This is a genomic window from Caballeronia calidae (assembly GCF_900044055.2).
Lineage (GTDB): Bacteria > Pseudomonadota > Gammaproteobacteria > Burkholderiales > Burkholderiaceae > Caballeronia > Caballeronia calidae.
On sequence record NZ_FCOX02000001.1, the window covers coordinates 266,706 to 293,341 of the forward strand.

The window sequence follows — 26,636 nt, forward strand, 5'->3', positions numbered from 1 at the left end:
ATTCATCGTGTCGAGGAAGGATTCGCGTGGCGTCAGGCGCCGGCTTTCATGGCCTGCGCGCCCTGGAGAACCGCTTTGACGATGTTGTGATAGCCCGTGCAGCGGCACAGGTTGCCGTCGAGCTGCTCGCGCACTTCTTCTTCGGAAAGATTCGGCGATTGGGCGGCGAGCGCGCTCGCGCTCATCACCATGCCCGGTGTGCAAAAGCCGCATTGCAGGCCGTGGCATTCCTTGAACGCCGCCTGCATCGGATGAAGCTGGCCGTCCTTCGCCATGCCTTCGATGGTCGTCACTTGCATGCCGTCCGCCTGCACGGCGAGGATGTTGCACGACTTGATCGCGCGTCCGTCGAGATGAACGGTGCATGCGCCGCACTGCGCGGTGTCGCAGCCGACGTGCGTGCCGGTGAGCCTGAGTTGTTCGCGGAGAAACTGGACGAGCAGAAGATGCGGTTCGACGGTGGCGGTCACGGGTTTCCCGTTGACCGTCAGACTGATGCTGAGCGCCATTTCACTGTCTCCTTGCAAGGACGGACCAGCTTCACGCCGTTGCACCTGCCTACTGCCGCCGTGAGCGTTCAGCCGGAATTGGTGTTATGTGTATTTAGCGACGAGTAAAACACAAATCGGCGGGCGTCGCTATCCGCTCGAACGTCCGTCCCAAACTGCGGCTGCGCGGCCGCAAATGCAAAGCGCCGCCTCTCGGGCGGCGCTTTGCATGGAACGTCATGGCGCTCAGTGCGTCTCGGTTTCGCGCTTCTTCGCCTTGCCCGCCGATGCAGCGGCACGCGGCGCTTCGAGAGGCGCGCGGCCGAGCACCGAATGGCGGCGCGAGTACATGAAGTAGATCGCAAGGCCGATCACGAGCCACACCGCGAACGCGATCCACGTCATCGCCTGAAGATTGATCATCAGGAAGAGGCACGACGCCACCGCGAGAACCGGCACGACCGGCACGCCCGGGCAGCGGAACGCGCGCGGCAGATCCGGATGCGTGCGGCGCAGGATCAGCACGGCGATGGAGACCATCGAGAAAGCGGCGAGCGTACCGATGTTGATGAGCTCGGCGAGCACGTTGAGCGGCACGAGCGCGCCGATCAATCCGAAGAAGATGCCGACGAGCCAGGTCGTGAAGAAGGGCGTCGCGAAACGCGGATGCACCTTCGAGAGCCGCGCGGGCAAGAGGCCGTCGCGCGACATCGCATAGATGATGCGCGTCTGGCCGTAGCTCATCACGAGGATCACGGTGAGCATGCCGAGCACCGCGCCGAGATCGATGAAGCCCGCGACCCAGTTCTGTCCCGCGACCTGCAGCGCGAACGAAACCGGATGCGGATTGTTCGCGAACTGCGCCGACGGCACGATGCCCGTCACGACCGCCGCGACCGCCACGTACAGCACCGCGCACACCGCGAGCGACGAGATGATGCCGATGGGCAGATCGCGCTTCGGATTCTTCACTTCCTCCGCCGCCGACGACACCGAATCGAAGCCGATGAACGCGAAGAACATCACGGCCGCCGCGCCGAACACGCCGGACCAGCCGTTCGGCATGAAGGGCGTCCAGTTCGCCGGCTTGACGTGGAACACGCCGACCGCGATCACGAGCGCCACGACGGTCACCTTGATCGCGACCATGACGTTGTTCACGCGCGTCGACTCCTTGATGCCGACCGAGAGCAGCGCCGTGATCGCCATCATCACGAGGAACGCGGGCAGGTTGAACAAGGTGGCATGGCCGGGCAGGGCGCCGGGCGCGGCGGTGAGCGCGGTCGGCAGCGAGATGCCGAAGCCGGCCAGCAGCGACTGCAGATAGCCCGACCATCCGACCGACACGGCGGACGTCGCGAGCCCGTATTCGAGCATCAGGTCCCAGCCGATGATCCACGCGGCGAGCTCGCCGAGCGTCGCATACGAATAGGTGTAGATGGAGCCGGCGACGGGAATCGTCGACGAGAACTCGGCATAGGCGAGGGCGGCGAAGCAGCACGCGATCGCCGCGACGATGAACGACACCATGAGCGCCGGGCCGGCCTGCACGGCGCCGGTTCCGGTCAGCACGAAAATCCCCGTGCCGATGATGGCCCCGATGCCGAGAAAGGTCAGATCGAGGGCGCCGAGCGTCTTCTTGAGCGACGTGCTGTGCGCGCCGGCCAGCATGTGCTCGATGTTTTTCTTACGGAACAACGACATTGCGGTGAGTCTCCTTCTGGTGCACGCAGGCACCCCTGCTACGGGAAAACCCGACATTTTATCGGAGACTCAGAGATTGCCCATGATTCGGGCAGGCGGCGCATTATTGCGGCGAATTGTTACTTTTCTCTTCCCCGCAATTTATCTTGCACGAGATAAATAGCTAGCCGGCGATCGCCGGGTTCATGTCGACGAGACGGTTGCTCATCACGTAGAACGTAAGCTCGGCGTTGTTGGCGAGCTTCATCTTTTCCAACAACCGCGCGCGATAAACGCTCACCGTTTTAACTGAAAGAGATAAAGCGTGGGCGATATCCGTCAGACGCTTGCCCGACGCCAGCATGCAAAGCGTCTGATATTCGCGGTCCGACAGCTTTTCGTGCGGCATGCGGTCGGTGTCGAGCGAGACGTAGGTCGCCAGCGCTTCCGCCATTTCCGGACTCACGTACTTGCGGCCCGCGGCGACCTGCTGGATCGCGCCGATCATGAGCGCCGGATCCACCGTCTTCGACAGATAGCCCGACGCGCCCGCCTTGAGCGCACGCACCGCGTATTGATCCTCGCGATACATCGAGAACATGAGCACGGGCAGGCGCGGGCTCTCGCGCTTCATGCGCTTCAGCAGGTCGATGCCGTTGACGTCGGGCAACGAGATATCGAGCATCGCGACGTCGAACGGACTGCGCGCGGCCAGGGCGAGCGCTTGCATGCCGGTTTCGGCCTCCGATACGTGCGACGCGACACCGCGTTCCAGCAGCAATTGCGCGACGCCTCGGCGCACGATGGCGTGATCGTCGGCGAGCAGGACCTTGAGCGTCACGGGCGGCCTCAGGCGTTGACCACGCTGAGCGCGAACAGCCCGGGACGCGCCGCCGTCCATGGCAGACGCGCGCGCACGCAGGTGCCGTCGGGTTTCGCGCCGGCGACACGCAAACTGCCGCCGAGCGCTTCGCAACGCGCCCGCATGCCCGACAACCCGAAACGTCCGCTCTTGCGACGCGCCGCCGCGCTGATGCCGACGCCATCGTCTTCGACGGTCAGCATCACGCCGTGTGCGTCGAGCGAGAGCGTCACGCTTGCGCGCGTGGCGCGCGCATGACGCGCGACGTTGCCGAGCGCTTCCTGCATCACGCGAAAAATGGCGAGCGACATGTCGTGCGACAGACGGTCCAGACGCGCATCGCCCGGACAGGCGAAATCGACGGCGATCGCGGTGCGCGCGCCGAAACTCGCGATCCAGTCGGCGAGCATGGCGGCGAAATTGGCGTCGAACGTCGGCGTCTGCAATCCCTCGACGATCCGGTGACTCGTCTCGCAGACATCGGCGAGCGCGGCGCGCGCCTGATACAGCGCGTCGCCGAGCGCGGCGGGCGCATCGGCGGCGAGCCAGTGTTCGGCGCGAGCGAGGGCGAGATTGGCGACCGTGAGCGCAGCGCCGGTTTCATCGTGGAGATCCTGCGCGAGCGCCTGGCGCGCGCGTTCTTCCGCGGCGGCGAGCAGCGCGGCGAGTTCCTGGACGCGGGCGGTGAGACGCTGGATTTGCCGATCGCCCTTGAGCTTGGCGTCGATCAGCGCGGAATAGGGCGAGGCAAACGACGCGCCGGAGCATTCCGGCGCCGGTGACGGCACCCCGCGCAGCGGGGCGCGGCGAACCGTGCTCTCATCGAGCGTGATTGTGGCCGACGGGTTCATTCACTGTCCTCGTTTTGAGCGCAACTGGAGCTACGTCCTCGGCACACCCACGAGCGGCGTAACTGAATTTACACTCTGTAACATCGATGACGGACCACGCCGGTCGCGCCACCGCCTCAACGTGGCTGAATCATATCCCAAAAATATTATGAATCGATGTCTGACAAGGCCGGAACGGACGAACTTCATGTCGTTTGCCAAGTTTGCTGCGCATAATCCGTAGGAAAAATACCTACTGATGCCGCCCAATTTGTAACAAGGCCGCGCGCGCTGACGTATCGGCAAGGCGAAAAAAAACCGGAGCGCGAAGCTCCGGTCTCTGCGAACGCGACGCCTTGCAGCTTTAGCCGACGAACGCCTTTTCCACGACGTAGTGACCAGGATGGTTGTTGCTGCCTTCCTGGAAGCCCATCGAGTCGAGCAATTCGCGGGTGTCGCGCAGCATATGCGGGCTGCCGCAAAGCATGACGCGGTCGTTTTCGATCGAGAACGGCTCGACCGACAAATCGGCGAACAGCTTCTTCGTCTCGATCAGATCGGTGATGCGGCCGCGATTCGCGAATTCCTCGCGCGTGACGGTCGGGTAGTACACGAGTTTCTCGGAGACGATCTCACCGAGGTGCTCGTGCGCCGGCAGGTGCTCCGTGATGAAGTCCTTGTACGCGAGTTCGTCGACGAAACGGCAGGTATGCGTCAGCACGATCTTCTCGTAGCGGTCGTACACTTCCGGGTCCTTGATGATCGACATGAAAGGCGCGAGGCCCGTGCCGGTCGAGAGGAGCCACAGCGTCTTGCCGGGCAACAGGTTATCGGCGACGAGCGTGCCCGTCGGCTTCTTGCCGATCAGCACGGAATCGCCGACCTTCAGGTGCTGCAGGCGCGACGTGAGCGGGCCGTCGGGAACCTTGATGCTCAGGAATTCGAGATGCTCTTCGTAGTTCGCGCTCGCGAGGCTATAGGCGCGCAGGAGCGGCTTGCCGTCGACTTCGAGGCCCACCATCGTGAACTGGCCGTTTTCGAAGCGGAACGAGGCGTCGCGCGTGCAGGTGAAACTGAAAAGCGTGTCGGTCCAGTGATGGACGCTCAGAACGGTTTGAGAATTAAGGTTGCTCATGGCTTCTTGAACTGTGCTCTAACTGTGCGAAAGCGGTGACGCTCTGACGCTCACGGCGGAACTGCGGCCGATGCCACGCCGGGCCGGCGCCGAAAAAACTGCGCGCTGCGAGGGCGCTGTGCTGCGCGAACAGGACGATCGAACGATGACGGCCGCCGATGTGATCGAAGACCCGCGATTCGAAGGCAGCGTTTCACGCCGCGCCTTGCGTGAACTTCGCGCCGCAACGAGGCAGTCGCAAGACAACCCGGCGCAATCGGCTATTTTAACCCGATAGTCGTTGCGCGGTCCGCACGACGAAACAGCGGCGAAGGCGCGCACGTCTGCCTCCTGAGCGAACGTGCGTGCGGAAGAAACGCGTTCCCGGCAGCCTGCGATCGGAATCGCGAAACGAAAAGCCGCCGAGCCCGAATGATAGCAACGGATGCCGCGCTTATCCCAAAATACCCTTCTGGCGTCGGGTTCGCGCGCGTCAGATGCGCTGATCCGTGGACGGCTTTTCCCACAGATTGATGCCGCCTTCCTGCGCGTGCTGATCGATTTCCGCGAGTTCTTCCTTCGTGAAATCGAGGTTCTTCAGCGCGCCGACGTTCTCCGCAACCTGCTCCGCGCGGCTCGCGCCGATCAGCACCGAGGTCACGCGCCCACCGCGCAGCGCCCACGCGAGCGCCATCTGCGCGAGGCTCTGGCCGCGCTTCTGCGCGAGTTCGTTGAGCTTGCGCACGTGCGCGAGATTCGCGTCGCTCAGATGCTCCTGCTTGAGCGAGCCGCCGCCGGGCTTGTTCACGCGCGCGTCCTGCGGCACGCCATTGAGGTACTTGCTCGTGAGAAGGCCTTGCGCGAGCGGCGTGAACGCGATACTGCCCGCGCCGATATCGTCGAGCGTATCGAGCAGGTCCGTCTCGATCCAGCGGTTCAGCATGTTGTACGACGGCTGATGGATCAGCAGCGGCACCTTGTGCTCGGCGAGCAGTTTCGCCATTTCGCGCGTCTTGGCCGCCGAGTACGAAGAGATGCCCACATAGAGCGCCTTGCCCGAATGCACGGCCGTCGCGAGCGCGCCGGCGGTTTCCTCGAGCGGCGTGTCGGCGTCGAAGCGATGCGAGTAGAAAATATCGACGTAATCCAGGCCCATGCGCTTCAGACTCTGGTCGAGGCTCGCGAGCACGTACTTGCGCGAACCGCCGCCCTGGCCGTACGGTCCGGGCCACATGTCCCAGCCGGCTTTCGACGAGATCAGCAATTCATCGCGATACGGCCGGAAATCATCCTTGAAGATGCGGCCGAAATTCGTCTCCGCGCTGCCGTACGGCGGGCCGTAATTGTTCGCGAGATCGAAATGAGTGATACCGAGATCGAACGCGGTGCGCAGGATGTCGCGTTGCGTGGAGATCGGCGTGGAATCGCCGAAGTTGTGCCACAAACCCAGCGACAAGGCCGGCAGCTTCAAGCCGCTCTTGCCGCAGGTGCGGTATTGCATCTGCGTGTATCGCTCTGACGCTGCTTCGTAGGCCATGACGGATTTCCTCTGGGGAATTGCGGATTGAACAAACCGCGGCAGACGGACCGGATGCCGCAGCGGGCGTCAATGTTAGCCAATCGGGGCGAAGCGCGCACAGCCCGCACCGCCGTCCCGATATCCGGAACCGTCCGAACGTCCGTAAGGGGAACGAACCAGCGCAAATGCGGACCAATGCACATTTCGCATGAAGGAATCTGAATGATGGACCCGATCGACAAACTCCGACCCGCCTACGACTCTTTCGCCGCCATCGCCGTGACGTATGGCATCGACATGCTGCTGGCGATTCTGATTCTCGCGGTCGGCTGGTGGATTTCGAACGCCGTCGCGAACGCGCTGCGTCGCACGCTCAGCCGCACCAATGTCGACGCCACGCTCACGCCGGTGCTCGCCAGCCTCGCGATGTGGGCGATCCGCGTCGTTGCGATCGTCGCGGCGCTCGGCAAATTCGGCATCGCCGCGGCCAGCATCCTGACCGTGCTCGGCGCCGCCGGCCTCGCCATCGGTCTGGCGCTGCAGGGCACGCTGCAGAACATCGCGGCCGGTCTGATGCTGCTGCTGTTGCGGCCGTTTCGCGTGGGCGATTACATCGAAGGCGTCGGCACGACGGCCGGCACCGTGAACGAGATCGGACTTTTCACGACGCGCCTGACGAAAGCCGACGGCATCATCATGTACGTGCCGAACAGCCTGATCTGGGCGAACGCCATCACCAATTACAGCGCGAACGAGCGCCGCAAAGTGGTCATCAATTTTCAGGCGCAGCACGGTCTTCGGGTCGAACACGTGCTCACGGAGCTGCGCAGGCTGACGAGCGAAGATCCGCGCATCGTGCAGGACGGGCCGTCGGCGCCGTGGGTCGCGGTGACCGATTACACCGACACCGGCGTGAAGTTCAACCTCGGCGCCTGGGTCAGCAGAAGCGATCATCAGAACGTGCAGGCCGATCTGCTGCGCAAGATCCAGCCGCTGACGCGCGAAGTGGAAGTCGCCTGACTGGACGCGCCGGCGCAGACCGAATATGCTGACGCGCCTTTTCGAGACGAGAACACGATATGACCCGAGCGATTTCCGTTGCGCTGCTTGTCGGCGGCGTCGTGCTGCTGTACTTCGGCGGCCAGTCGTTCCATTCGCTCTCCAACGACGTCTCGCGCTTCTTCACCGGCTCGCCCACGAACAAGACCATCTGGCTGATCGCGGGCGGGATCGTCGCATCGCTCGCGGGGCTGATCGGCCTCGCGATGCCGTCGAAGCGCTGACGCGTCAGACGAGCGGCACTTCCGGCTTCGACGCCGAGCGCGTACCGGGCAGCGGTGCGTTGCTCGCGCCGCGATACGTGAAGACGAGCGAGAACTTCACCTGATCGGTGAGATTCTTGCCCGCCGAATGCAGCGTGTTGCAATGGAAGAAAACGACATCGCCCGGTTCCAGTTCGGGCGACACCGCCGTGCGGATCAGCGCGGCGTTTTCCGGCAGATCGGAGCGGAAGAATTTCGCGTCGTCGAAGTGATCCGACGTGAACGGCAGCTTGTGCGACGTCGGCACGAACCAGAGCGCGCCGTTATCGACGGTCTCATTGCCGAGCGCGACCCATGCGGAAACGAGGTCGTCGCGCTCGAACGCCCAGTAGCGCACATCGCGATGCCAGCCGGTGAGGCTGCCGTACGCGGGGTGCTTGGTCATCATGCAGTTGTGATGCGCGCGCGACAGATACGGCGTTTCGCCGAAATACAGCTCCATCCAGCCGCGCACTTCGGGCGAGGCCGCGAACTCGGCGAAGAGCGGATGGCGCACGTAGGCATCGAGCAGGCGGCGCACGGTGTGTCCGCCGGGCGCGTCCTTCGAATCCGGCGCGCCGGGATATTTCAGGTCCGCCTCGAACTCGACGGGCGCGGCGGCTTCCGCCAATTGCTGGCGCGCCACTGCGCGCATGGCATCGCATCGTTCTTTCGATACGAGTCCTTTGACGATCACGTAGCCCTTTTGGCGCAGCTCGTGTACCTGTTCTTTCTTCGACTTCAGCAAGTTTTGATCAGACATTTCAGTTCTTGCATCCAGCGGCTTTCGATTCGATACATGCCGTCGACGCTATATCCGGAATTGGGGCGAATACGGCGATTGTAAATCCCGTCGCACCGGAAGGCCCGTGCCGCAATGCATCGCGTGATTTTTATCAGCAGCCGCTTCATAAATCGGCAGGGAAAACGCGTACTTACCCGGGTAATAGAGGTCCTGTACATTGAGCCACATCGATTCGGTGCAACTTGCCGAATGGAGTTGAATCGAATTCTTGATCGCTATTTTTGAGACGACTATCGTCGAGTCTGCTTCCACGCAATCGACCTCCCTCCGCTGACATGAACCACCGAATCGCTATCGGCCTTACGCGCGTCGCCTCGCGCGCGGCGCGTCCTGCCCGGCGCGGCATGATCCGCGCGTTGCGCCATCACTCCACCCGCACGCAGTTGCTCACCGAGCAACTGAAGAACGTGCATCCGGTCGACGGCATCCGGTCGTGGTTCCGCGGTTTCTTCTTCAATCTGCGCGTGCGTGCGGCATCGCGCCGCGTGTCGCTGCGTGCCCTGTTGCGCCGTCCGGTACAGTTGCGCGCGCCCGCGCCGAAGCCGAAAGCCGTCGCGCACACGAGCCGTCGTCCGCGCCGGCTGTCGACGAGCAGCGCGGGCTGGTACGCGTTCGCCGCGCGCTGAACGGCTCACTCGCGTTTCGCCTCGTCGAGCGTCGGATAGTCCGTGTAGCCCTTTTCGCCGCCGCCGTAGAACGTCGCCTCATCGGCCTCGTTGAGCGGCGCGTCCGCCCTGAAGCGCTCGACCAGATCAGGATTCGCGATATACGCGCGCCCGAACGCCACGGCATCGGCGTCGCCGCGCTCGACGCGTGCATTCGCCTCCTCCGCCGTGTATTCGCCGCAGACGATGATCGCGCCGTGGTAAGCCTCGCGCAGCGCACGGCGATAGCCATCGGAAAGCGGCGCGCCGCCAGCCCAGTCGCCCTCCGCCACATGCAGATACGCGACACCGATGCGCCTCGACTCCCGCGCCAGATGAAGTGATGACGCCTCGCCTTCGTCGTCCCGCAGGTCGAAGCCCGTGAAGTTCGGCGAAATGCGAATGCCGACGCGATTCGCGCCCATCACGCCCGCCACCGCCTCGAGCACATCGACGACGAGCCGCACGCGGTTCCCGATGTCGCCGCCATAGTCATCGGTGCGATGGTTCGTGCCCGTCGCCATGAATTGATGCAGCAGATAGCCGTTGGCCGCGTGCACCTCGATCATGTCGAAGCCGGCACGCATCGCGCGATGCGCGGCATCGAGGAACTGCAGCACGATACCCGGCAGCTCGCGGGTTTCGAGCGCGCGTGGATCGTCGGCATCGGTCATCGCGAAGGAGCCGTCGTCGTGCTTCACGAAAACCTGCGTGTCGCGCGCGCGGATCGCGGAAGGCGCGACGGGTGGCGCACCGCCCTCCTGAAGCAACCGGTGCGACACGCGCCCGACATGCCACAACTGCGTCGCGATGCGCCCATGCCGCGCGTGAACCGCGCCCACGACGGCCTTCCATCCGGCTTCCTGCGCATCCGAATAGATGCCCGGCGTCGCGAAGTAGCCCTGACCTTGACGCGAGATCTGCGTCGCCTCGGTGACGATGAGTCCCGCGCTCGCGCGTTGCGCGTAGTAATGCGCGTTCATTTCGGATGGCACGTCGCCGGGCTGCGACGCGCGGTTGCGCGTGAGCGGCGCCATCACGACGCGATTCGGCATGGCGAGATTGCCGATCGTGACTGGAGAAAGAAGCGTGTCGTACGGCATGGCGGTTCGGTCGGCGATGGTTGTATCGCCTGACGATCATGCAAAAATCGCGCCGCACGCGCGCATAAAAAAACCGGCAAGCGCGATGCTTGCCGGTTCTTGTGCTACCCGCTCAGCCGATGGCGTTACGCCACGCTGGCGACCGGTTCCGTGCCGGCCGCTTCGGCGAGCACGAGCGCCTTGTCCGTGGCTTCCCACGAGAACTCCGGCTCTTCGCGGCCGAAGTGGCCGTATGCCGCGGTTTTCTCGTAGATCGGGCGCAGCAGGTCGAGCATCTGGATGATGCCCTTCGGACGCAGATCGAAGTGCTCGAGCACGAGCTTCGTGATTTCGGCATCCGACACGCGGCCCGTGCCGAACGTGTTGACCATCACGGAAGTCGGGCGCGCGACGCCGATCGCGTACGAAACCTGAATCAGCGCGCGCGATGCCAGACCGGCCGCGACGATGTTCTTCGCGACATAACGGCCTGCATACGCCGCCGAGCGGTCGACCTTCGACGGGTCCTTGCCCGAGAACGCGCCGCCGCCGTGCGGAGCCGCGCCGCCGTACGTATCGACGATGATCTTGCGGCCCGTCAGACCGCAGTCGCCCTGCGGACCGCCGATGACGAAACGGCCCGTCGGGTTCACCAGGAACTTGATGTCGCCCTTGATGAGATCCTTCGGCAGCGTCGGCTTGATGACTTCTTCGATCACCGCTTCGCGCAGTTGCGGCAGGTCGATGTCCGGCGCGTGCTGCGTCGAGAGCACGACGGTGTCGATGGAGTGCGCCTTGCCGTCGACATAGCGCACGGTGACTTGCGACTTCGCGTCCGGGCGCAGCCAGGGCAGACGGCCGTCGCGGCGCAGGTTCGCCTGACGCTCGACGAGACGGTGCGAGAGGTGGATCGGCAGCGGCATCAGTTCGGGCGTTTCGTCGCACGCGTAGCCGAACATCAGGCCCTGGTCGCCGGCGCCTTGATCGAGGTTGTCGTCATGCGCCTTGTTCACGCCTTGCGCGATATCCGGCGATTGCTTGTCGTAAGCGACGAGCACCGCGCAGCCGCGATAGTCGATGCCGAAGTCGGTGTTGTCATAGCCGATGCGCTTGATGGTGTCGCGCGCGACCTGGATGTAATCGACGTTGGCGGTGGTCGTGATTTCGCCCGCGAGGACGACGAGACCGGTGTTGCAGAGCGTTTCCGCTGCGACGCGCGAATATTTGTCCTGCGACAGGATGGCGTCGAGGATGGCGTCGGAGACTTGATCGGCGACCTTGTCCGGGTGGCCTTCGGAAACGGATTCGGAAGTAAAGAGGTAATCGTTTGACACGCTTCAGACTCCAGTTGGTTACGGTTGTTATTCACGTAGCCGACTTCTTTGGAGTCTGAAGCGGCGACGCTTTAGCGGATATCTATTTCCAGACCGGCGCCTTCGATACCACCTGAAGACTCGGCTGCTTCGCCCCGCAAGTTGTCCATTAACTCGGCGAAGGTTCTATTATACCGTTTTCCCTTGTTTTCACAGAATTGACCCTTTTGGCTTCCCTAGTCCCGCCCTGTTCATCCGCACGCCGGAGCCGCTCATGCTAGGGCGCATCGGCGTTGCGCTCGCCATCGGCTTTCTCAGGTTTCTGGCGTTCATCCCTTACGGCATCACCGCCCGTTTCGGCGACGGCCTCGGCTGGCTCCTTTATCAGATTCCGAGCCGCCGCAAGCGCATCGTCCATACGAACCTGAAGCTGTGCTTCCCGGAGTGGTCCGACGAGAAACGCGAGGACATCGCGCAGAAGCACTTCCGCCACGCGATCCGCAGCTATGTCGAGCGCAGCGTGCAGTGGTTCGGCTCGGCGAAGAAGCTGGAGAAGCTGATCCAGGTGGACAGCGCTATCGATCTCACCGATCCCGATATGCCGCCCTCGCTCATGCTCGGGTTTCATTTCGTCGGCATCGAGGCGGGCTCGATCTTCCTCAACTACGCGTCGCAACGCCGGTGCGGGTCGCTGTATCAACCGTTTTCGAACCCGCAGATCGAAGCGCTCGCGAAAAAACAGCGCGCCCGCTTCGGCGCCGATATGGCGAGCCGCGCCGACAGCGCGCGCGTCGTGTTGCGCTGGCTGCGCGAGCGCAAACCCGTGATGCTCGGTGCGGACATGGATTACGGCATGCGCAATTCCACGTTCGTGCCGTTCTTCGGCATTCCGACGTGCACACTGACGGCCGTCGGCCGGCTTGCCAAGACGGGCAAGGCGCGGGTCGTGCCGTTCATCGGTGAAGTGCTGCCGGACTACAAGGGTTATCGGCTCAAGATCTTCGAGCCGTGGGACAACTATCCCACCGGCGACGACGAAGCCGACGCGCGCCGCATGAACGCGTTTCTCGAAGAGCAGATTCCGCGCATTCCGGAGCAATATTATTGGGTGCACAAGCGCTTCAAGACGCGGCCGCCGGGCGAGCCGGGATTTTATTGAAGCGCGAACGGCGCGAAAAACGTCGCAACGCGGGTCACATACAATAGCGGCCATGAAACTGAAATTCACCAAAATGCAAGGCGCGGGCAACGATTTCGTCGTGCTCGACGGCTATACGCAGGCGCTCGAACTTTCGTCCGAGCAAGTGCGCGCGCTCGCGAACCGTCATTTCGGCGTGGGCGCGGATCAGTTGCTGCTCGTGGAAAAGCCGACCATCGAAGGCGTCGACTTCAAGTACCGCATCTTCAATTGCGATGGCGGCGAGGTCGAGCATTGCGGCAACGGCGCGCGCTGCTTCGTGAAGTTCGTGCGCGACCGTCGTCTGACGAACGCGGCGAGCGTGCGCGTGCAGGTGCAGAAAGGCGTCATCACGCTGACGATGCAGGAGAACGGCGAAGTCGTCGTCGATATGAGCACGCCGGTGTTCGATCCGCCGGAAGTGCCGTTCGACGCGCAAGGTCTCGAAGGCCGCATCGAAGGCAAGGACACGCTCTGGCCGCTCGACTTGAACGGTGAAACCCGCTGGATTTCCGTCGTGTCGATGGGCAATCCGCACGCGGTGCAGATCGTCGATGACGTCGAGGCCTATCCGGTTCTGATCGAAGGCCCGCTCATCGAGCGTCACGCGCGCTTTCCGAAGCGCGTGAACGCGGGCTTCATGCAGATCGTCGATCGTCATTCGGTGAAGCTGCGCGTCTACGAGCGCGGCGCGGGCGAAACGCTCGCCTGCGGCACGGGCGCATGCGCGGCAGTGGCCGCCGGCATCCGCCGTGGCGCGCTGGATTCGCCGGTTCGCGTCGAAACGCACGGCGGCTCGCTCACGATCAACTGGGACGGCGCGCGGGATGAAACCGCCGCGCTTTTCATGGCCGGCCCCGCCGCCACGGTTTTCGAAGGCGAAATCGAGCTCGATCGCATCGTCTAACGCACACACGTCACCATGAATCCACGCGAAGTCGCCGACTACCTGCTCGACAACCCCGATTTCTTCGTCGAGCACGCGGAACTGCTCGGCACCATCCGGCTTTCGAATCCGCACGGCAAAGCGGCCGTGTCGCTGCAGGAACGCCAGATGGAAATGCTGCGCGACAAGAACAAGCAGCTCGAACGGCGTCTCGCCGAGCTGCTGCGTTACGGCCACGAGAACGACAGCATCTCGACCAAGTTCAACCGCTGGACCGTGCGCGTGATTTCGCAGCGCGATCCGTACGCGCTGCCCGCGACCATCAGCAAGGGCTTGTGCGAAGTCTTCGACGTGCCGCACGCCGCGCTGCGCGTGTGGGATATCGACGAAGCATTCCGGCAGGCCGATTTCGCGCGTCAGGTCGGCGAGGAAGTACGCATTTTCGCGAGCGGTCTCGCCGCGCCGTATTGCGGCACGAACACCGGCTTCGCGGCCGCGCAATGGCTCGGCGCCGCGAACTCGGCATCGGCGACTGTGGCGCCCAGCCAGGGCCCGTCCGACATCGACCGGAAGATCGAATCCGTCTCGCTGATCGCGCTGCGCGATCCGCAAGCCGGCCCGGATGCGCCGAGCTTCGGCCTGCTCGTGATGGGCTCGCCCGATCCGCGCCGCTTTCACGACGGCATGGCGACCGACTTCCTCACGCAGATCGGCGCACTGGCGAGCGCGGCGCTGTCGCGCTTGCTGCCGCACTGATCATGGACGCCGCGGATGCACCGAAGGAAGCGCCCTTGGAAGGCGCAATCGCCGACTATCTCGCGATGCTGGAACACCAGCGGCATCTCTCCGAGCACACGCTGCGCGGCTACACGCATGAGTTGAGCGAGCTGCGCGCGCTCGCCAAGGGCCGTCCGCTCGAATCGCTGACCGCCGCCGATATGCGCGGCGCGGTCGTGCGCGCGCACGCGGCGGGGCTGTCTTCGCGCTCGATCGCGCATCGGCTGTCGGCGTGGCGCGCGTTCTATCGATGGCTCGCCGAGCGCGTCGAGATGCCCGCGAATCCCGTCGCGACGGTGCGCGCGCCCAAGCGCGAAAAGACGCTGCCGAAGGCGCTTTCCGTCGATGACGCGATGGCGCTCATGGACGCGCCGCAATCCGGCACGCCCGAAGCGCTGCGCGATCACGCGATGCTCGAGCTCTTCTACTCATCGGGCTTGCGGCTCGCGGAACTGGTGAGTCTCGACGTGCAGCACGTCGAAACGTCCGTGAGTTGGCTCGATCTCGAGAACGCCGAGGTCCACGTCCGCGGTAAAGGAAAACGCGAGCGCAAGGTGCCGGTCGGCAGCAAGGCGATCGAAGCGTTGCGCGCCTGGATCGCCGTGCGCGGCCAGTTCGTCAAGCTCGATCCGCACGCGCTCTTCCTGTCCGTGCGCGGCAACCGCATGGCGCCCGGCGTGGTGCGCGAGCGCGTGAAGCGGCTCGCGCTCCAGGCGGGCATTCCGTCGAACGTGCATCCGCACGTGCTGCGTCACTCGTTCGCCACGCACGTCCTGCAATCGAGCGGCGATCTGCGCGCGGTGCAGGAGTTGCTGGGCCACGCGAGCATCACGGCCACGCAGGTGTACACGTCGCTCGATTTTCAGCATCTCGCCCGCGTCTACGATAAGGCGCACCCGCGCGCAAAGAAGCGCGATTGATTCCTCCGGCGCCTCACGCGCCTCACTCGCATCGCAATGAACACCATCACCCTCAAACCGGCGAAGGAAAAATCGCTCGTTCGCCGCCATCCGTGGATTTACGCCAACGCCATCGCGCGTATCGACGGCACGCCCGCGCCGGGCGCGACCGTCATCGTGCGCGCGGCCGACGGACGTTTCCTCGCGCGCGCGTCGTACAGCCCGCAATCGCAGATTCGCGCGCGCGTGTGGACGTTCGATGAAAGCGAGCCCGTCGATCACGCGTTCTTCAAGCGCCGCGTGCAGCGCGCGGTCGCACATCGGCAGACGATGGTGAAGGACACGGGCGCCACGCGTCTCATCTTCGGCGAGGCGGACGGCCTGCCCGGCCTGATCGTCGATTACTACGTCGCGGATGACGGCACTCACGCGCAGCTCGTCTGCCAGTTCATGGCGACGGGCGTCGAGGCGTGGAAGGAAGCGATCGTGCAGGCGCTGATCGCCGCGACCGGCTGCCCGAACGTCTACGAGCGCTCGGATGTATCGATCCGCCAGAAGGAAGGGCTCGAGCAGACGACCGGCGTGCTCGCCGGCGACGCGCCGCCCGACACGCTCATCACGAACGAATGCGGCGTGCGCTATCACGTCGATGTGCGCAATGGCCACAAGACGGGCTTCTACGTCGATCAGCGCGATAACCGCGTGCTCGTCGCGCAGCACGCCGCCGGCCGCGAAGTGCTCAACTGCTTCTGCTATACGGGCGGCTTCTCGCTCGCCGCGCTGAAAGGCGGGGCGACGCGCGTCGTGTCGGTCGATTCGTCCGGCGAGGCGCTCGCGCTCGCGCGGCAAAACGTCGTCGCGAATGGCTTCGATGCGCAAAAAGCCGAATGGCTCGACGCCGATGCCTTCAAGACGCTGCGCCGCCTCTACGACGAAGGCCAGCGCTTCGACCTGATCGTGCTCGATCCGCCGAAGTTCGCGCCGTCGAAGGAAACCGTCGATCGCGCCGCACGCGCCTACAAGGACATCAACCTGAGCGGCTTCAGACTGCTGCGTCCGGGCGGCTTGCTGTTCACGTACTCGTGCTCGGGCGCGATCGATTCCGACCTGTTTCAGAAGATCGTGGCGAGCGCGGCGGCGGACGCGCGCGTCGATGCGCGCATGCTCAAGCGGCTGGGCGCGGGCGTCGATCATCCGCTCTTGACCGCGTTCCCCGAAGGCGAATACCTGAAAGGGCTACTGTTGCAAATCGCCTGATCGGCCCAAAGTAGGCGCAATTCACGCGCGAAAGGCGCAAGAAGCATCGGCTTGACAAATATGTTTCAATAATCGATTCAGCGCGATTCCTGAACTTAAAAGGACACAGGCGACACCATGATTCCCGTAACCATCCTGACCGGCTTTCTGGGCAGCGGCAAAACCACGCTGCTCAAGCGCATCCTGAACGAGCAGCACGGCATGAAGATCGCCGTGATCGAGAACGAGTTCGGCGAAGAGAACATCGACAACGAAATTCTCGTGCAGGAGACGAACGAGCAGATCATCCAGATGAGCAACGGCTGCATCTGCTGCACGATCCGCGGCGATCTGGCGCGCGCGCTCGAAGATCTCGCGAACCGCAAGAAGGCGGGCACGCTCGATTTCGACCGCGTCGTCATCGAAACCACCGGCCTCGCGAATCCGGGCCCGGTCGCGCAGACGTTCTTCATGGATAACACCGTCGCCGACGAATTCCTGCTCGACGCGATCATCACGCTGGTCGACGCCAAGCACGCCGATTCGCAGCTCGATCAGCACGAAGTGGTGCAGCGGCAAGTCGGGTTCGCGGACCGACTGTTCGTCACGAAGTCCGATCTCGTCTCCGCCGATGAGCTCGATTCGCTCAAGCATCGTCTGGTGCACATGAACCCGCGCGCGGCGATCAAGGTCGTGAATTTCGGCGATGCCGACATCAAGGAAATTTTCGACCTGCGCGGCTTCAACCTGAATTCGAAGCTCGAGATCGATCCGGACTTCCTCGCGGAAGAAGAGGAGCACGATCACGACCATGATCACGCGCACGATGACGATCACGATCATTCGACCTGCGGCCACGATCACAGCCACGATCACGACCACGGGCATCATCATCACCATCACGCGCATCACGACGACAAGATCAAGTCGTTCGTGTACCGCAGCGAAAAGCCGTTCGATCCGAACCGCCTCGAAGACTTCCTCGGCGGCATTCTGCAGATCTATGGCGAACGCCTGCTGCGCTACAAGGGCGTGCTTTATATGAAGGGCGTCGATCGCAAGGTCGTGTTCCAGGGCGTGCATCAGATGATGGGCAGCGACCTCGCCGGCAAGTGGATGCCGGTGGATAAGAAGAACAGCAAGATGGTGTTCATCGGTATCGAGCTGCCGAAGGATCTGATCACCGACGGCCTGGACGCCTGCCTCGTGAAGTAATCCGGCACGCATCTCGCTTGGATCGTGCCATTCACGCGGGGCGAAATAGGACGCTGATCGGAAACGCCGCCGCGAACGGCTCGCGCGCGGCGTTTTTCATATTCGCGATCTTTCGATGCGGGTATGTAGGCGCGACCACGAACCGACATCGCTTTTTGCACGTCCAAGCGTTATATTTTTGAAATTCCGGCGCGAATTGACAGGGTTTTCCTCGGTTATCGTCGGAAATTGCGGTTCAGTTACAATACAGCCCCACTGGAGAAGGGCAGTTTCGCTGGATGTTCGTCAGAACGTTCGACCAGCGGATGTCAGTAAAGGGATGTCCCGTCGGGACGATGCCTCGATTTGCCGGGGGAAGGCAAATCAAGACAAAGCACCGGGGCCGGAAATTTCCCGGGCCATGCGAATGCGCCCGGTCATCCGGAGCATCATCCAATATCGGTTTCCAGAGGAGTTCGGCCCCGCATCGGCGTATCGCAAGCTTCAAGCGTACCGATGCGCTGCATGCGGGTAACGCAAGTGCGGGCGTTGCGAAGACATCGCCTTACATTGAAGAAGCAAGCAGATGACAACGAAACTCTTGACCGAAGCCGAAATCCTGAAGATGAGCGAGAAGGATTACATGAACGAGGATCAACTCGCCTTCTTCAAGAACCGGCTCGAGCAGTTGCAAGCGGACATTCTGAAGAATGCCGGCCAGACGACGGAGAATCTGCGGGAAACGGTGATCGTGCCGGACCCGGCGGATCGCGCGACCATCGAGGAAGAGCATGCACTGGAACTGCGCACGCGTGACCGCGAACGCAAGCTTCTGAAGAAGGTGCAGCAATCCCTCGCGCGCATCGAATCCGGCGATTACGGCTGGTGCGAGGAAACCGGCGAGCCGATCGGCATTCCGCGCCTGCTCGCGCGTCCGACGGCCACGCTCTCGCTCGAAGCTCAGGAACGCCGCGAACTGCGTCAGAAGCTGTTCGGCGACTGAGATCGCCGCCGGCCGGCGTGCGTTGCGGGACCGCCCGCCACGGGGAGCACGCCGCCGCGAAAAGTCGCGCACGCGCTTTGCAGCAGGAAAAAGGCACACGTCGATCGTGTGCCTTTTTTGCTTCCGGTCGGGTAAAAACGCGGGACATCCTGCCGCACGCCTTGATAAATCCCCCGTCGCCCTAAAATGATTCCGACGCGCCCCGCACAGGCATCATCGCGGCAGGCGCGCGCGCGGCGCCGTCGGCCCGAGGCCACTGGCCCGGCGGAACCCCGCGCCGTGCACTCCATCGAATTCTCGACTGCGCGGCGGCTTTAGCTCAAAGACAAAGCCGCCCCGCGTCCTTCTGTTTTCACAAGGAACGCACATGGAACAATTTCACGGCACGACCATCGTCTCCGTGCGCCGCGACGGCAAGGTCGCGCTGGGCGGCGATGGTCAGGTGACGCTCGGCAACATCGTCATGAAAGGGGGCGCGAAGAAAGTGCGCCGCATCTATGGCGGCAAGGTGCTGGTCGGCTTCGCCGGCGGCACGGCCGATGCGTTCTCGCTGCTCGACCGCTTCGAAGCGAAGCTCGAGAAACATCAGGGCAATCTGACGCGCGCCGCCGTCGAACTCGCGAAGGACTGGCGCACCGATCGCATGCTGCGTCGTCTCGAAGCCATGCTGATCGCCGCCGACGCGAGCGCGACGCTCGTCATCACCGGCAACGGCGACGTGCTCGACCCCGAACACGGCATCGCTGCGATCGGCTCGGGCGGCGCCTACGCGCAAGCCGCGGCGCAGGCGCTCGTCGAAAACACCAGTCTCTCGCCGCGCGAGGTCGTCGAAAAGGCGCTCACCATCGCCGGCGACATGTGCATCTACACCAACCACAATCGCGTCATCGAGACGATCGAGTAAAGGACTGAAGCGATGACCACCATGACTCCCTCCGAAATCGTCTCCGAGCTGGACAAGCACATCATCGGTCAGAAGCGCGCGAAAAAGGCCGTGGCCGTCGCGCTGCGCAACCGCTGGCGCCGTCAGCAGGTCGCTGATCCGCTGCGCCAGGAAATCACGCCGAAGAACATTCTGATGATCGGGCCGACAGGCGTCGGCAAGACGGAAATCGCGCGTCGTCTCGCGAAGCTCGCGGACGCGCCGTTCATCAAGATCGAGGCGACCAAGTTCACCGAAGTGGGCTACGTCGGCCGCGATGTCGACAGCATCGTGCGCGATCTGATCGAGATTTCGGTCAAGCAGACGCGCGAATCCGAGATGAAGAAGGTCCGCACCAAGGCCGAGGACCGCGCGGAAGACCGCATCCTCGACATTCTGCTGCCGAGCGCGCGTCCGGTCGGATTCGGCGCGTCGAACGCGATCGAGTCGAGCGGCGAAGGCGGCGACAACGCCACGCGTCAGACCTTCCGCAAGCGCCTGCGCGAAGGCGCGCTCGACGACAAGGACATCGAGCTCGACGTGGAAATGCCGCAGGTCGGCATGGACATCATGGGGCCGCCGGGCATGGAAGACATGACCGAGCAGATCCGCTCGATGTTCGCGAACATCGGCGGCGGCAAGAAGACGCGCCGCAAGGTGAAGGTGAAGGAAGCGCTGAAGCTGCTCACCGACGAGGAAGCCGGCAAGATGCTCAACGACGAAGAGGTCAAGAGCAAGGCGGTGCAGAACGTCGAGCAGAACGGCATCGTGTTTCTCGATGAAATTGACAAAATCGCGTCGCGCAGCGAAGCGGGCGGCGCTGAAGTGTCGCGCGCGGGCGTGCAGCGCGATCTGCTGCCGCTCGTCGAAGGCACGACCATCAACACGAAGTACGGGATGATCAAGACCGATCACATCCTGTTCATCGCGAGCGGCGCGTTTCATCTCGCCAAGCCGAGCGACCTGATTCCCGAGCTGCAAGGGCGCTTCCCGATTCGCGTCGAGCTGGATTCGCTGTCGGTCGAAGATTTCGAATCGATCCTGAATGCGACCGACGCGAGCCTCGTCAAGCAGTACAAGGCGCTGCTCGCGACGGAAGGCGTCGAACTCGATTTCGCGCAGGAAGGCATCCGGCGTCTGGCCGAAATCGCGTTCTCGGTCAACGAGAAGACGGAGAACATCGGTGCGCGGCGGCTTTATACCGTGATCGAGAAGCTGCTGGAGGAAGTGTCGTTCGCGGCGGGCAATCACACGGGCCAGCCGGTGCACATCGACGCGGCATATGTGGACCGCGCGCTCGGCGAAGTGGCGCAGGACGAGGATTTGTCGCGCTACGTGCTCTGACCAAAGCGCGCTATCTAAACGAAGAAACCGGGCCGCGAGGCTCGGTTTTTTTGTGCTCGCTGCGTTTGCTGCGTTTGGTATAGGCGAAAAAAAGCCCGCCTAGGTTGGCGGGCTGAATCCATATCAGGAGGAGACATGGAGGAGACAGTTCCAATCATACACAGCCGCCTGATGCGACGCAATACAAATTTTAGTAAAAACCCCTATAGCGTCGACTTGTGGTATCTGCGCGTCATTTTTGAGATTCCGCCCGCCGATGACAGCGCAAGAAACGGCGCGTAACCTCATTTGCATGGCTCTACCGTGGTCCCGTACCCACGAGCCATCGAGGTCGTCATGAAAACCGTAGCAGACCCCAATTTCACATCGGAAGGGAGCCGCTGGCAGGCAGTCGTCGATCGCGACGAGCGCGCGGACGGCGCCTTCTTCTTCGCCGTGCGCACGACCGGCGTGTTCTGCCGGCCGTCGTGCGCGTCGCGCGCGCCACGTCGTGAGAACGTCGAATTCTTCCCGACGACGGACGCTGCCGAGCAAGCCGGATATCGCGCGTGCAAGCGCTGCCAGCCGACGAGCCTGCCGCGCGAACTGGCGATCGTCGAGCGCGCGTGCAAGGTGCTCGACGCCGATCCGCAGCAGCGCATGACGCTCGCGCAGTTGAGCGACGCCGTGCACGTCAGCCCATTTCATTTGCAGCGGCTTTTTTCGCGGATCGTCGGCATTTCGCCGCGCCAGTATCAGGCGGCGCAGCGCGCGGGCGTGCTGCGCGACGCCTTGCAGCGCGGTCGCGACGTCACGCGAGCGACGCACGACGCCGGCTTCGGCTCGCCGTCGCGCATGTACGAAGCGGTGCCCGCCGAACTCGGCATGACGCCATCCGCATACCGTCGGCAGGGCGCGGGACTGACCGTGCGCTACGCCACCGCCGATACGCCGCTCGGCCAGGTGCTCGTCGCCGCGACGGACAAGGGCGTCTGCAATATCGCATTCGGCGACGACGCGAACACGCTCATCGAGCAGCTCGGCGCCGATTTCGCGCGGGCCGAGCGTGTCGAGGATGCCGCGAAGATGGAGCCGTTCATCGCGCAGATTCGCGCGTATGTGCAAGGCACGCGCGAGCGCTTCGACTTGCCGCTCGACATCGGCGCGACCGCGTTTCAGCGTCGCGTGTGGGATGCGTTGCGGCGCATCCCGTACGGCCAGACGCGCAGCTATACCGAGATCGCCGAATCGCTCGGCTCGCCGCGCGCGGTGCGGGCAGTGGCGAATGCCTGCGCGTCGAATCCGGTGGCGCTCGCGATTCCGTGCCATCGCGTGATCGGCAAGGACGGCGCGATTGCGGGCTATCGCTGGGGCAAGCCGCGCAAGGAAGCGTTGCTCGAAACCGAGCGCGCGCGCAACGAAGCGAACAAGGTCGCATGAAACACGGGCGCTCGCCGTCGATCTGACGCGCGAGCGCTCCGTTCTCCTCGCGAGCCGTCCGAAGCGGCTTCAAAGCGCGCCGCCAAGCGCCGCGCAAATCTCCCTAAAAACCCGCAAACCCTTGCCGGATCTGGGTCCAAGCAGGCCTTACACCGAGATGTTAAAGTGCCCGCTACCCCAAAAATACGATCCGGGCGCATGCCGCTCGCGCTCCTCGCAGAACGTTTCAATGGCAAACAAGAATTCGGCTCACCCCAAGTCCGGCGCTTTTGAGCGCAGGCTTGCCGCGCTCGCGTCCGGCCCCAACGCCGACGCGTTGCGTCAAGGCTTGCGCGGCATCGAAAGAGAAAGCTTGCGCGTGACGCCGCAAGGCAAGCTCGCGATGACGCCGCATCCGCGTTCGTTCGGCTCGGCGCTGACGCACCCGCTCATCACGACCGATTACTCCGAAGCGCTCGTCGAACTCATCACGCCCGCCGAATCCGACGCGGCCATCACGCTCGACCAGCTCGACGCGCTGCATCGTTTCGCGTACGCGCACATGGGCGACGAGTTGCTGTGGAACGACTCGATGCCCAATTCCTTGCCGCCCGAGGACGAGATTCCGTTCGGCTATTACGGCACGTCGAACATCGGCAGACTGAAGACGGTGTATCGCCGCGGGCTCGCGCTGCGCTACGGGCGCACGATGCAATGCATCGCGGGCATCCACTACAACTATTCGCTCGACGAAGCGGTGTGGCGCGCGTGGCAGGCGCTCGATAATTCGAGCACGCTGTCCGCGAAAGACTTCCAGTCGGAGCGCTATTTCGCGCTCATCCGCAACTTTCGCCGCACGAACTGGCTGCTGATGTATCTGTTCGGCGCTTCGCCGGCGTTGAACAGGCGCTTCGTCGAAGGCAAGCCGCATCACCTGGAAACGTTCGACGCCGACACGTTCTTTCTGCCGCACGCGACCAGCCTGCGCATGAGCGATCTCGGCTACACGAACAATCCCGCGCAGGCGGACCTGCTGCCGAGCTACGACGATCTCGATGCCTATCTCGACGTGCTCGCCAAAGCGGTGAGCCAGCCGTACGCGCCGTATGAAGCCATCGGCACGCAGCGCGACGGCGAATGGGTGCAGATCAACACGAACGTCCTGCAGATCGAAAACGAGTTCTACTCGACGATCCGCCCGAAGCGTGTCACCTACTCCGGCGAGCGGCCGTTGCACGCATTGGCCGAGCGCGGCGTGCAGTACATCGAAGTGCGCTGCCTCGACATCGATCCGTTCGAACCGACCGGGATCTCGCTGGAAACCGCGCGTTTTCTCGATGCGTATCTGCTGTACTGCGCGCTGGAAGACAGCCCGCCGTTGCCGCGCGACGCGAGCATCGAAGCGAACGGCAACTTCAGCGCGGTGGCGAAGGAAGGGCGCAAGCCGGGCCTCGCGCTGCAACGCGACGGCGCGAGCGTGTCCATGCAGCAATGGGCCGAGGAGCTTTTCGATGCGATCGCGCCCGTCGCGAAGACGCTCGACGCGCTCAACGGCAACGACGATCACACGCGCACGCTGGCGGCGCTGCGTCCGCGTATCGCCGATGCATCGCTCACGCCGTCCGCCCGCGTGCTCCAGACGATGCGCGACAAGCAGCAATCCTTCGATGACTTCGCGCTCGATCTGAGCACGCGCCACGCACAAGCATTCCGCGCGCGCCCGCTCCCGCCCGACGAAGAGCGCATGATGGAGGAACTCGCGGCGAAATCGCTCGTCGAGCAGGCCGTGGTCGAAAGCCGCGACACGGAATCGTTCGAAGCGTTCGTCGCCGCGTATCAGGTCTACAAGCTGAATCCCGAGAGCGCGTAAGGCGGAAGTTTTTCCGCTGTTTCGTTTCGCGAAACGGCAAGATTTGCCGGTTATGCAACAGACGGAAACGCATCGCAACATCATCCGGCTCGGCTGGTCGAAGGATTGCCGACTTATCGACGATTCGGGGGAGCAATGAAAAAGAAGTTCTTCGGCGCGGCCGCGCTGGGGGCCGCGTCGCTCGCGCTGTTGAGCGGCTGCGCGGTGGATGACCAGGTCAGCAGCACGATCATGGAACAGGCCACGCAGCCGCTCACCTGCATGAGCAAGGCGGAATGCGACGCGTGGTGGGCGCGCGCCCAGGTGTGGGTGACCAACCACTCGGAATACAAGCTGCAGACCGTCACGGATTCGATCATCCAGACTGCGGGGCCGTCGAGCGGCAAGCGCGCGCTCGCGTATCAGATCACCAAGACGCCGACCAACGAAGGGACCGCGACCATCGGCTTCGCGGCGCACTGCGACAACCCGCTCGGCTGCCAGCCGAATCCGTGGGAGGCGGGCGCGAACTTCAAGCAGTTCGTCCGCAACGGTCCGGGGCTCCGGAAAACCGCCACGCCGCAAGCCGCGCAGGCAGACGCCGTGGCACCCGCCGCGCCGGCGCCGGGCGGCGTGCAGGTGAGCCCGCTCGATCAACCCGTCCCGCTCAATCTCGAGAGCCAGCCGGGCCAGTCCGCAGCGCCGCCGCTTCAGTGACCCATCATGGCTGACGCGCCCTTCTTCGGCCGCGTCAGCCACACCATCACGGCCAGCGCGAGAAACGCATAGAACGAAATGCGGAAGAAGTCGTTGGTCGACATCATGTACGCCTGCGCCGTCACCACGCGATCCAGCTGCGCGGTCAGCGCCTGTCCCGACAAGCCCAGTCCCGAGAGCAGATCCGAGTAAGCCGACGTGCCGGCCGAATACGGCGTGACCGATTCGGTGAGCCGCGCGTGATGGCGGATCATGCCGTTTTCCCACATCGTCGTGCTGACCGCCGTGCCGATCGCGCCCGACAACACCCGCAGAAAGTTCGACAGGCCCGCCGCGCCCGCGAGCCGGTCGTCGGAGACGCTGGAGAGCGTGATCGTCGTCATCGGCACGAAGAAGCAAGCCACGCCGATGCCCTGAATCAGGCGCGGATAAATGATCTCGTGGAACGGCGTGTCGAGCGTGAAGGTCGAGTTCCAGTACGACACGAACGCGAAGGTGACGAACGCCAGGCTCGCGACGACGCGCAGCTCCAGCCGATGCATGTTCTGCCCGATGAGCGGCGAGAGCACGAGCGCGAGGATGCCGACCGGCGCGACGGCGAGACCCGCGAGCCACGACGTGTAACCGAGCACGGTCTGAAGCCAGAGCGGCAGCACCACGACCGAGCCGAAAAAGGCGAGAAAGCCGAGCGACGTGATGAGCACGCCCATCGCGAAATTGCGGTCGCGGAACAGAGAGAGGTCGATCACCGGCTCCTTCTCGGTCAGCTCCCACGCCAGCATGAACGCGAGCGACACCGCCGAAACGATCGCCAGCGTCACGATGAAGTTCGAGCTGAACCAGTCGTGGTCGCGGCCGAGATCGAGCATCATCTGCAGGCTGCCGACGCCGATCACGAGCAGCGCGAGACCGACGCCGTCGATGGGCTGATTCGTCGTCTTCGTCTCGTGGCCGCGAAGCAGGAAATACGAGATCGCCGCCGAAAACACGCCGATCGGCACGTTGATATAGAAGATCCACGGCCACGTGTAGTTATCGCTGATGTAGCCGCCCATCACCGGGCCGAAGATCGGCGCGACGATCACGGTCATCGCCCAGAGGCCGAGCGCGAGGCCGCGCTTTTCCGGCGGATAGCTGCGCATGAGGATGGTTTGCGACAGCGGGACCATCGGGCCGGAGACGAAGCCTTGCAGCAAGCGGAACGCGATCAGCGATTCGAAGTTGTGCGCGAGCCCGCACAGCGCCGACGCGATCGAAAACAGCAGCACGGAAATCGTGAACAGCTTCACCTCGCCGACGCGCCGTGCGAGCCAGCCGGTCAGCGGCACCGCGATCGCGGACGCGACCGAGTACGACGAAATCACCCACGTGCCTTCGCTCGTCGCGACGCCGAGGCTGCCGGAAATCGTCGGCACGGCGACGTTCGCGATCGATGTATCGAGCACTTCCATGAAGGTGCCGAGCGCGAGGCCCATGGTCAGCAAGGCGAGGATGCCGCCGGTGAGCGGCATGCGCGCGGGCGGCGTGGAAGGCGTGCTCGTCGCGGATGTGGACATCTCATGTTCTCCAGCGCGGACGGTGCGTCAAACACGC

The 26,636-nt window shown here is 63.7% G+C and carries 26 protein-coding genes; 16 read left to right on the forward strand and 10 right to left on the reverse strand.

Features of this window, described 5'->3' with window-relative positions; genetic code table 11:
- Positions 1-32: 32 nt before the first annotated feature.
- The 5 genes from AWB78_RS01300 to AWB78_RS01320 form a co-directional block, all read right to left on the reverse strand.
- Positions 33-509, reverse strand: coding sequence for a (2Fe-2S)-binding protein (locus tag AWB78_RS01300; RefSeq protein WP_062601532.1), 477 nt, complete (start codon positions 507-509; stop codon positions 33-35).
- 225 nt (positions 510-734) lie between these two features.
- Positions 735-2,192, reverse strand: a complete 1,458-nt coding sequence (gene bcaP / locus AWB78_RS01305) for a branched-chain amino acid transporter BcaP (RefSeq protein WP_062601533.1) — start codon at positions 2,190-2,192, stop codon at positions 735-737.
- Between the two features lie 163 nt (positions 2,193-2,355).
- Positions 2,356-3,012: a response regulator transcription factor RqpR gene (rqpR, locus tag AWB78_RS01310; RefSeq protein ID WP_062601534.1), complete on the reverse strand. Its 657-nt coding sequence runs from the start codon at positions 3,010-3,012 to the stop codon at positions 2,356-2,358.
- 8 nt (positions 3,013-3,020) lie between these two features.
- Complete coding sequence (locus AWB78_RS01315; RefSeq protein WP_062601535.1) at positions 3,021-3,884, reverse strand: sensor histidine kinase; 864 nt, start codon at positions 3,882-3,884, stop codon at positions 3,021-3,023.
- A 343-nt stretch (positions 3,885-4,227) separates the two neighbouring features.
- The gene (locus tag AWB78_RS01320) at positions 4,228-4,998 is read right to left on the reverse strand and encodes a ferredoxin--NADP reductase (RefSeq protein WP_062601536.1); all 771 of its coding nucleotides are present in this window, start codon (positions 4,996-4,998) and stop codon (positions 4,228-4,230) included.
- Between the two features lie 70 nt (positions 4,999-5,068).
- Between AWB78_RS01320 and AWB78_RS47480 the strand changes: the two genes are divergently transcribed.
- Complete coding sequence (locus AWB78_RS47480; RefSeq protein ID WP_198399183.1) at positions 5,069-5,275, forward strand: hypothetical protein; 207 nt, start codon at positions 5,069-5,071, stop codon at positions 5,273-5,275.
- Between the two features lie 195 nt (positions 5,276-5,470).
- Here the strand turns inward: AWB78_RS47480 and mgrA are convergent, their stop codons facing one another.
- Positions 5,471-6,514, reverse strand: coding sequence for an L-glyceraldehyde 3-phosphate reductase (gene mgrA, locus AWB78_RS01325; protein ID WP_062601537.1), 1,044 nt, complete (start codon positions 6,512-6,514; stop codon positions 5,471-5,473).
- A gap of 204 nt (positions 6,515-6,718) precedes the next feature.
- Between mgrA and AWB78_RS01330 the strand changes: the two genes are divergently transcribed.
- Complete coding sequence (locus AWB78_RS01330; protein ID WP_232477584.1) at positions 6,719-7,516, forward strand: mechanosensitive ion channel family protein; 798 nt, start codon at positions 6,719-6,721, stop codon at positions 7,514-7,516.
- 59 nt (positions 7,517-7,575) lie between these two features.
- Positions 7,576-7,779 (forward strand): DUF3185 family protein, encoded by a 204-nt coding sequence (locus AWB78_RS01335; RefSeq protein ID WP_062601539.1) that lies wholly within the window; start codon positions 7,576-7,578, stop codon positions 7,777-7,779.
- A 4-nt stretch (positions 7,780-7,783) separates the two neighbouring features.
- Here the strand turns inward: AWB78_RS01335 and AWB78_RS01340 are convergent, their stop codons facing one another.
- The gene (locus AWB78_RS01340) at positions 7,784-8,560 is read right to left on the reverse strand and encodes a phytanoyl-CoA dioxygenase family protein (RefSeq protein WP_062601540.1); all 777 of its coding nucleotides are present in this window, start codon (positions 8,558-8,560) and stop codon (positions 7,784-7,786) included.
- Between the two features lie 317 nt (positions 8,561-8,877).
- On the opposite strand from AWB78_RS01340, the gene AWB78_RS01345 reads away from it, so the two are divergent.
- A complete protein-coding gene (locus tag AWB78_RS01345; RefSeq protein ID WP_198399184.1) occupies positions 8,878-9,228 on the forward strand; it encodes a hypothetical protein in 351 nt (116 codons plus the stop codon).
- Between the two features lie 5 nt (positions 9,229-9,233).
- Here the strand turns inward: AWB78_RS01345 and AWB78_RS01350 are convergent, their stop codons facing one another.
- Positions 9,234-10,349 carry an alkene reductase gene (locus AWB78_RS01350; protein WP_062601541.1) on the reverse strand — a complete coding sequence of 372 codons (1,116 nt, stop codon included), beginning with the start codon at positions 10,347-10,349 and terminating at the stop codon, positions 9,234-9,236.
- A gap of 125 nt (positions 10,350-10,474) precedes the next feature.
- A complete protein-coding gene (gene metK / locus AWB78_RS01355) occupies positions 10,475-11,662 on the reverse strand; it encodes a methionine adenosyltransferase (RefSeq protein WP_062601542.1) in 1,188 nt (395 codons plus the stop codon).
- Between the two features lie 253 nt (positions 11,663-11,915).
- Here metK and AWB78_RS01360 point away from each other — a divergent pair, with 253 nt between their 5' ends.
- The 12 genes from AWB78_RS01360 (at position 11,916) to AWB78_RS01415 (ending at position 25,043) form a co-directional block, all read left to right on the forward strand.
- A complete protein-coding gene (locus AWB78_RS01360; RefSeq protein ID WP_062601543.1) occupies positions 11,916-12,800 on the forward strand; it encodes a lipid A biosynthesis lauroyl acyltransferase in 885 nt (294 codons plus the stop codon).
- A gap of 52 nt (positions 12,801-12,852) precedes the next feature.
- The gene (gene dapF, locus AWB78_RS01365; RefSeq protein WP_062601544.1) at positions 12,853-13,725 is read left to right on the forward strand and encodes a diaminopimelate epimerase; all 873 of its coding nucleotides are present in this window, start codon (positions 12,853-12,855) and stop codon (positions 13,723-13,725) included.
- Between the two features lie 15 nt (positions 13,726-13,740).
- Complete coding sequence (locus AWB78_RS01370; RefSeq protein ID WP_062601545.1) at positions 13,741-14,460, forward strand: DUF484 family protein; 720 nt, start codon at positions 13,741-13,743, stop codon at positions 14,458-14,460.
- Positions 14,461-14,462: 2 nt separating this feature from the next.
- Positions 14,463-15,401 (forward strand): tyrosine recombinase XerC, encoded by a 939-nt coding sequence (gene xerC, locus AWB78_RS01375; RefSeq protein ID WP_062601546.1) that lies wholly within the window; start codon positions 14,463-14,465, stop codon positions 15,399-15,401.
- Between the two features lie 36 nt (positions 15,402-15,437).
- Positions 15,438-16,637 carry a class I SAM-dependent rRNA methyltransferase gene (locus AWB78_RS01380; protein WP_062601547.1) on the forward strand — a complete coding sequence of 400 codons (1,200 nt, stop codon included), beginning with the start codon at positions 15,438-15,440 and terminating at the stop codon, positions 16,635-16,637.
- A gap of 117 nt (positions 16,638-16,754) precedes the next feature.
- Positions 16,755-17,831, forward strand: coding sequence for a CobW family GTP-binding protein (locus AWB78_RS01385; RefSeq protein ID WP_062601548.1), 1,077 nt, complete (start codon positions 16,755-16,757; stop codon positions 17,829-17,831).
- Between the two features lie 565 nt (positions 17,832-18,396).
- Positions 18,397-18,813, forward strand: coding sequence for an RNA polymerase-binding protein DksA (dksA, locus tag AWB78_RS01390; RefSeq protein ID WP_008352366.1), 417 nt, complete (start codon positions 18,397-18,399; stop codon positions 18,811-18,813).
- Between the two features lie 367 nt (positions 18,814-19,180).
- The gene (gene hslV / locus AWB78_RS01395; protein ID WP_062601549.1) at positions 19,181-19,717 is read left to right on the forward strand and encodes an ATP-dependent protease subunit HslV; all 537 of its coding nucleotides are present in this window, start codon (positions 19,181-19,183) and stop codon (positions 19,715-19,717) included.
- Between the two features lie 12 nt (positions 19,718-19,729).
- Positions 19,730-21,079, forward strand: a complete 1,350-nt coding sequence (hslU, locus tag AWB78_RS01400; RefSeq protein WP_062601550.1) for an ATP-dependent protease ATPase subunit HslU — start codon at positions 19,730-19,732, stop codon at positions 21,077-21,079.
- A gap of 336 nt (positions 21,080-21,415) precedes the next feature.
- A complete protein-coding gene (ada, locus tag AWB78_RS01405; RefSeq protein WP_062601551.1) occupies positions 21,416-22,498 on the forward strand; it encodes a bifunctional DNA-binding transcriptional regulator/O6-methylguanine-DNA methyltransferase Ada in 1,083 nt (360 codons plus the stop codon).
- A gap of 229 nt (positions 22,499-22,727) precedes the next feature.
- Entirely contained in the window at positions 22,728-24,347 is a 1,620-nt protein-coding gene (gene gshA / locus AWB78_RS01410; protein ID WP_062601552.1) for a glutamate--cysteine ligase, read from the forward strand.
- 135 nt (positions 24,348-24,482) lie between these two features.
- Positions 24,483-25,043: a hypothetical protein gene (locus AWB78_RS01415; protein ID WP_062601553.1), complete on the forward strand. Its 561-nt coding sequence runs from the start codon at positions 24,483-24,485 to the stop codon at positions 25,041-25,043.
- Here AWB78_RS01415 and AWB78_RS01420 read toward each other — a convergent pair.
- A complete protein-coding gene (locus AWB78_RS01420) occupies positions 25,037-26,599 on the reverse strand; it encodes a DHA2 family efflux MFS transporter permease subunit (RefSeq protein ID WP_062601554.1) in 1,563 nt (520 codons plus the stop codon). The genes AWB78_RS01415 and AWB78_RS01420 overlap by 7 nt on opposite strands.
- Between the last annotated feature and the right edge of the window lie 37 nt (positions 26,600-26,636).

What these genes read in the sequence shown, in the direction of transcription:
- AWB78_RS01300 (WP_062601532.1), bottom strand. Translation starts at nt 509, where the DNA reads ATGGCGCTCAGCATCAGTCTGACGGTCAACGGGAAACCCGTGACCGCC.
- bcaP (WP_062601533.1), bottom strand. Translation starts at nt 2,192, where the DNA reads ATGTCGTTGTTCCGTAAGAAAAACATCGAGCACATGCTGGCCGGCGCG.
- AWB78_RS01315 (WP_062601535.1), bottom strand. Translation starts at nt 3,884, where the DNA reads ATGAACCCGTCGGCCACAATCACGCTCGATGAGAGCACGGTTCGCCGC.
- AWB78_RS01320 (WP_062601536.1), bottom strand. Translation starts at nt 4,998, where the DNA reads ATGAGCAACCTTAATTCTCAAACCGTTCTGAGCGTCCATCACTGGACC.
- AWB78_RS47480 (WP_198399183.1), top strand. Translation starts at nt 5,069, where the DNA reads ATGCCACGCCGGGCCGGCGCCGAAAAAACTGCGCGCTGCGAGGGCGCT.
- mgrA (WP_062601537.1), bottom strand. Translation starts at nt 6,514, where the DNA reads ATGGCCTACGAAGCAGCGTCAGAGCGATACACGCAGATGCAATACCGC.
- AWB78_RS01330 (WP_232477584.1), top strand. Translation starts at nt 6,719, where the DNA reads ATGATGGACCCGATCGACAAACTCCGACCCGCCTACGACTCTTTCGCC.
- AWB78_RS01335 (WP_062601539.1), top strand. Translation starts at nt 7,576, where the DNA reads ATGACCCGAGCGATTTCCGTTGCGCTGCTTGTCGGCGGCGTCGTGCTG.
- AWB78_RS01340 (WP_062601540.1), bottom strand. Translation starts at nt 8,560, where the DNA reads ATGTCTGATCAAAACTTGCTGAAGTCGAAGAAAGAACAGGTACACGAG.
- AWB78_RS01345 (WP_198399184.1), top strand. Translation starts at nt 8,878, where the DNA reads ATGAACCACCGAATCGCTATCGGCCTTACGCGCGTCGCCTCGCGCGCG.
- AWB78_RS01350 (WP_062601541.1), bottom strand. Translation starts at nt 10,349, where the DNA reads ATGCCGTACGACACGCTTCTTTCTCCAGTCACGATCGGCAATCTCGCC.
- AWB78_RS01360 (WP_062601543.1), top strand. Translation starts at nt 11,916, where the DNA reads ATGCTAGGGCGCATCGGCGTTGCGCTCGCCATCGGCTTTCTCAGGTTT.
- dapF (WP_062601544.1), top strand. Translation starts at nt 12,853, where the DNA reads ATGAAACTGAAATTCACCAAAATGCAAGGCGCGGGCAACGATTTCGTC.
- AWB78_RS01370 (WP_062601545.1), top strand. Translation starts at nt 13,741, where the DNA reads ATGAATCCACGCGAAGTCGCCGACTACCTGCTCGACAACCCCGATTTC.
- xerC (WP_062601546.1), top strand. Translation starts at nt 14,463, where the DNA reads ATGGACGCCGCGGATGCACCGAAGGAAGCGCCCTTGGAAGGCGCAATC.
- AWB78_RS01380 (WP_062601547.1), top strand. Translation starts at nt 15,438, where the DNA reads ATGAACACCATCACCCTCAAACCGGCGAAGGAAAAATCGCTCGTTCGC.
- AWB78_RS01385 (WP_062601548.1), top strand. Translation starts at nt 16,755, where the DNA reads ATGATTCCCGTAACCATCCTGACCGGCTTTCTGGGCAGCGGCAAAACC.
- dksA (WP_008352366.1), top strand. Translation starts at nt 18,397, where the DNA reads ATGACAACGAAACTCTTGACCGAAGCCGAAATCCTGAAGATGAGCGAG.
- hslV (WP_062601549.1), top strand. Translation starts at nt 19,181, where the DNA reads ATGGAACAATTTCACGGCACGACCATCGTCTCCGTGCGCCGCGACGGC.
- hslU (WP_062601550.1), top strand. Translation starts at nt 19,730, where the DNA reads ATGACCACCATGACTCCCTCCGAAATCGTCTCCGAGCTGGACAAGCAC.
- ada (WP_062601551.1), top strand. Translation starts at nt 21,416, where the DNA reads ATGAAAACCGTAGCAGACCCCAATTTCACATCGGAAGGGAGCCGCTGG.
- gshA (WP_062601552.1), top strand. Translation starts at nt 22,728, where the DNA reads ATGGCAAACAAGAATTCGGCTCACCCCAAGTCCGGCGCTTTTGAGCGC.
- AWB78_RS01415 (WP_062601553.1), top strand. Translation starts at nt 24,483, where the DNA reads ATGAAAAAGAAGTTCTTCGGCGCGGCCGCGCTGGGGGCCGCGTCGCTC.
- AWB78_RS01420 (WP_062601554.1), bottom strand. Translation starts at nt 26,599, where the DNA reads ATGTCCACATCCGCGACGAGCACGCCTTCCACGCCGCCCGCGCGCATG.